We start from the raw sequence: 4,226 nt of genomic DNA, 5'->3' as shown, positions 1-4,226 counted from the left end.
ATTCATGGCCGGAATTTACGGGGCTGGGTCATCATGAACACGATACCAATTTCGGGTTTTGTTTATCGCTGTGGGATCGGATTTTTGGCACCTATACAAGCGAGCCTCAGGACGGCCATATCGATATGAAAATCGGTCTATCCGACCAGCAAGACGCAACCACGGATAGTCTTTCTTGGTCGCTTAAGTATCCGGTTAAGTGACGAAAAATTTCTACAGCCATCTGCGCACTCGTGCGCAATACTCTAAGTACGGATCGCCAAACTTGCGCTTTAAGGCTTCTTCCTCAGGCTTAATCTGAAACACTGTCATGTAGGCAACAAATAGTAGAATTGGTAGCAACGCCAGCGGGTTCGAAAGTCTTAGCCCCCACCCGAGCAACAAAATCAGCAATCCCAGGTACATTGGGTTTCGAGTATATCGATAAAACCCTGTTATAACGAGACTGCTCGCCTGATCCGGATTCAACGGATTGACTGTGGTTTTCGCCCGAAAAAACTGGAAGACGCAAACAAGCTCTATACCTATTCCAACTGCAATAACCCCCAATGAGAGATGCTCGATTAGCGGTTGCTCAACTTGAAAACTGACTGCATTTCTGGCGACAATCCACATCGCTGCGGCTGTTACGAGTCCTATCAAAGGCGGAGGTATTAGGAGCTTCATTCGGATGGTTTCCGGCTCATTGGCAAGCCTTTCTTGATCCAACCTGGACCTGCTCGCCAGCTGCCTCGTATACCTTCTTGAACGTTACTAAGGTTACGGAACCCATTCTGTTCCAATAATCTGGCAGCGTGTGAAGATCGCACTCCGGTTTGGCAAATAAGGATCACTTGTCGGTCCAAGTCACCGCCGACAATGTTGCGAACGCGTGAGACAAAGTCAGTCTCCGCAATCGAAATACCGATTGATCCGGCTGGCATTCCGTCTCTCTTCCATTCGCCAGGTGTTCGTACATCTATCAGAATCGCCCCGTTTTGGCTTTGCAGGTTATGCGCCTCGGTCGCGGTCATTGACTGGATCTGTGCGGCGGCCACGAACTGCCAAGCAAAAATCGCTACTATTAGGACAAATACCGATCGCATCTACTGAACTCTAGAATGGATTTAGAGTGTAGCCGGATTGCTGTAAAAGCGCGTGAGATGTCATAGCAGACAGAGACAGTTTCACGCCTGGCAGAAGATCGGCTTCAGAAATTTCTCTGAACGCGGCGGTTTGCCCGCAAAGTTCAATCGACACTCCGGCCTCGATCAGCGCAGCGATCAACTCAGAATTTGCGTTGTCACTCCCATATCGCTCGGATGTGACAAGATCCATCGCTGCGGGACCATGTACCACGATAGCTACGCTCATTTGCTCAACCGGCACGCCGGAATCACCATGCATATTTAAAAACCTTGCCGCGCTTTCCAGTCGGCGATTGATCTGTCCCGCCTTTGCAGGTTCGGCTACATCGAATGCGACTTTTAACTCTGTTTCAGCATCAAGCCGAACATCAGACACCGGAGCCACAGGACCGAAATCTTGGATGACAGGTCCCGTACTGAAGTTGGATTGCTGGGCGATCGCGTGCCCATGTACCCCGACACAGATCAGCGACAAAAGTAAGATAAGTCTCACATAATTCTCCTCTTCAGTGGTCCGTAGTTCAGAAACCATTCAAACCGAAAGTGACCAAGTCACTGACTTCTATTTAAATTCAACCGATAAGTTGTAAGCATCCGGTCAGGGCCGCGTCGCCCTTACTTATGCTTGGGTGATCCTTCGCCTCGCTTTGGAGGCGGTTCTCCCGCTTCTGTTTGATCTTCGATCCTGCAGCGGAGGTTCTCGATGCCGTAGTCTGTAAACGCGACAATGGACTCGCTCAACTCCGATGAGGGATACTCGTCATAGACGCTCAGGCATCCGTCTTCAGAGAACATACCGATCGAGGTATCGTGCAGCCACTCCTCGTCCACATCGAGCAGTTGCGATACATATTTGAGAGTATAGACGTCGGTGTTTCGGTATCCCATCGGTGACCTTTCTGTCCTGAGTGCGCGTCAACCGAAGTTGATCAAGCATCGTTGTCCGCGAAGCTCTCCGCCGGTCTCCAGTTCCAGGGCAGTAGCTCGTCCAACCGGTGGACGGGCAGATCGTTGATCCGTGCAAGGACATCAGCGAGCCAGGCCTGCGGATCGACATCGTTCAGCTTTGCCGTGGAGATCAGCGTTACCATGAACGCAGCCCGCTCGGCGCCGCGCTCCGAGCCGGCGAACAGCCACGATTTACGACCCAGCGCAAAGCCCCTGAGCGCCCGCTCGGCGGCATTGTTCGTCAGGCAGATCCGACCGTCCTCGAGGAACGCGGCAAAGCCGCTCCACCGCTTCAGCATGTAGTCGATCGGCTCGGCTACCGGAGAGGCGCGCGACAGTTTCGCCCGCTCGGTCCGCATCCAGTCCTCCAGCGCGTCAACCAGCGGCCGGCTGTCTCGTCGGCGCCGGTCCAGGCGTTCGCCGGGACCGAGACCGCTGACTTCGCGCTCGATATCGAACAGGGCGTCGATGCGTTTGACCGCCTCCAGCGCGATCGGTGAGATCGGCTCGGTATTCTTCCTTTGCTTTGCATTGGCCGCGATATCGGCGAGCACGAAGAACTTGCGGCGGGCATGCGCCCAGCACAGGGCCTGGATCAGAGGGCCGGGCAGACGATCTGCCTTGAACAGAGGGTTGTATCCGCCATAAGCATCCGCCTGCAGGATGCCGGCAAACCCCTTCAGATGACGCTCGGGATGTTCCTGGCGCCGGTCACGCGAGGCATAGTAGAGCGCTGCTGGTGGCGACGCCCCGCCGAACGGCCGGTCGTCCCGGACATAGGTCCAGATACGGCCGGTATCGGTCTTGCCGCGGGCAAGGATCGGCACCCTCGTGTCGTCGCCGTGCAGGCGTCCGGCGGCCAGCACATGCGCCTCGATCAGCACATGCAGAGGACGCAACACACCGGCGCAGGCGCCGACCTGGTCGGCAAGGGTGGAGACACTGAGATCGATCCCCTCGCGGCCATAGCGCTCACTCTGGCGGTTGAGTGGCTGGTGCTGGCCAAACTTCTCGAACAGGATCATCGCCAGCAGGTTCGGCCCGGCAAAGCCGCGCGGCGTCACATGGAACGGCGCCGGCGGCTGGGTGATCTTCTCGCAGTCGCGGCAGGTAAACTTCTCGCGCACCGTCTGGATCACCTTCCACTGGCGCGGGATCACTTCCAGCGTCTCGGTGATGTCTTCCCCGAGCTTGGCCAGCTTGCCTGAACCGCAGCATGGGCAGCTCTCCGGCGCGGCGACAACGACACGCTCGCGCGGCAGGTGTTCGGGGAATGGCTTCCTTGAGGGGCGCCTGCGTTCGAACGCCTGGACTGTCGAGGTCCGCGCCGCTTTCGACGAGGCGAGTTCGTCTTCAGTGGCGCTCGCTTCCAGCTCCTCAAGCTGCAGCTCCATCTGGTCCAGAAGCCGTGCCTTGCGCTCCGAGCGGCTGCTATGGATCTCGCGCCTCAGCTTCTCGATCTCGAGCTGAAGACGTGCGATCAGCGCGCTGGCGTGTGTTCGCTCTGCCTGCTCGCGGACCGCTATTGCCTCTGCATCGATCCGGGCAGCGCGCTCGGCCAGATAAAGTGCCCGCATCGCTTCGAGGTTATCCGGGAGCTGATCGGCCGCTTCGGTCATACACGAAGGGAATCATATTCGCCGGCGCCCGGCCAGTGGATTTTTGCTATCCCGCCGCAGTCGGCGTCCATGTTTTCTGCGGCATGCGCCAGTCGATCCCTTCGAGAAGATAACCGAGCTGCGCCGCCGACAACGAGACCGGATCGCCAGCCGTCGAGGGCCATATGAACCGGCCCTGTTCGAGCTTCTTCGTGAACAGGCAGGCACCCTGGCCATCATGCCAGATCACCTTGATCAGGCCGCCCTGACGCCCTCGAAAGACGAACAGGTGTCCGCAATGCGGATCGAGCTTCATCTGCTCCTGGACCAGCAGGCTCAAACTGCCCCATCCCTTCCGCATGTCGGTCACGCCGCTCGCAAGCCAGACGCGCACGCCCGCCGGCACGGGGGTCATCGCGCAGCAAGCGCCGCCACGAGCGCTCTCGCAAGCGCCGGATCAACACCGCCGGTAATGCGCATCTGCGGCGCGTCCGTGAAAGAGATCTCGATCATTCCGGGGCCCGTCACCGCCGCCGGCGATGCGCCAACAAAT

At 57.7% G+C, this 4,226-nt stretch carries 6 protein-coding genes; 1 reads left to right on the top strand and 5 read right to left on the bottom strand.

The features are described from left to right. On the top strand, positions 1-203 hold a 203-nt coding region (locus HY26_RS19315; RefSeq protein WP_370453458.1), incomplete at its 5' end, for a sterol desaturase family protein. 10 nt (positions 204-213) lie between these two features. Here HY26_RS19315 and HY26_RS16260 read toward each other — a convergent pair. The 5 genes from HY26_RS16260 to tnpB form a co-directional block, all read right to left on the bottom strand. Then, complete coding sequence (locus tag HY26_RS16260) at positions 214-666, bottom strand: isoprenylcysteine carboxylmethyltransferase family protein (RefSeq protein WP_112074134.1); 453 nt, start codon at positions 664-666, stop codon at positions 214-216. After that, positions 663-1,013, bottom strand: a complete 351-nt coding sequence (locus HY26_RS19455; RefSeq protein ID WP_158531540.1) for a rhodanese-like domain-containing protein — start codon at positions 1,011-1,013, stop codon at positions 663-665. Before HY26_RS19455 ends, HY26_RS16260 begins: the two co-directional genes overlap by 4 nt. Positions 1,014-1,095: 82 nt before the next feature. Beyond that, on the bottom strand, positions 1,096-1,659 hold the full coding sequence (locus HY26_RS16250) for a DsrE family protein (protein WP_112074132.1): 564 nt from the start codon (positions 1,657-1,659) through the stop codon (positions 1,096-1,098). A gap of 397 nt (positions 1,660-2,056) precedes the next feature. Continuing rightward, positions 2,057-3,694, bottom strand: coding sequence for an IS66 family transposase (locus HY26_RS16240; RefSeq protein WP_112074130.1), 1,638 nt, complete (start codon positions 3,692-3,694; stop codon positions 2,057-2,059). A 46-nt stretch (positions 3,695-3,740) separates the two neighbouring features. Continuing rightward, on the bottom strand, positions 3,741-4,088 hold the full coding sequence (tnpB, locus tag HY26_RS16235; RefSeq protein WP_112074129.1) for an IS66 family insertion sequence element accessory protein TnpB: 348 nt from the start codon (positions 4,086-4,088) through the stop codon (positions 3,741-3,743). Positions 4,089-4,226 lie beyond the last annotated feature (138 nt).

Source organism: Hyphomonas sp. GM-8P (genome assembly GCF_003263315.1).
In the GTDB taxonomy this organism is placed as follows: domain Bacteria; phylum Pseudomonadota; class Alphaproteobacteria; order Caulobacterales; family Hyphomonadaceae; genus Hyphomonas.
This window is presented reverse-complemented; position numbering and strand designations above follow the sequence as displayed.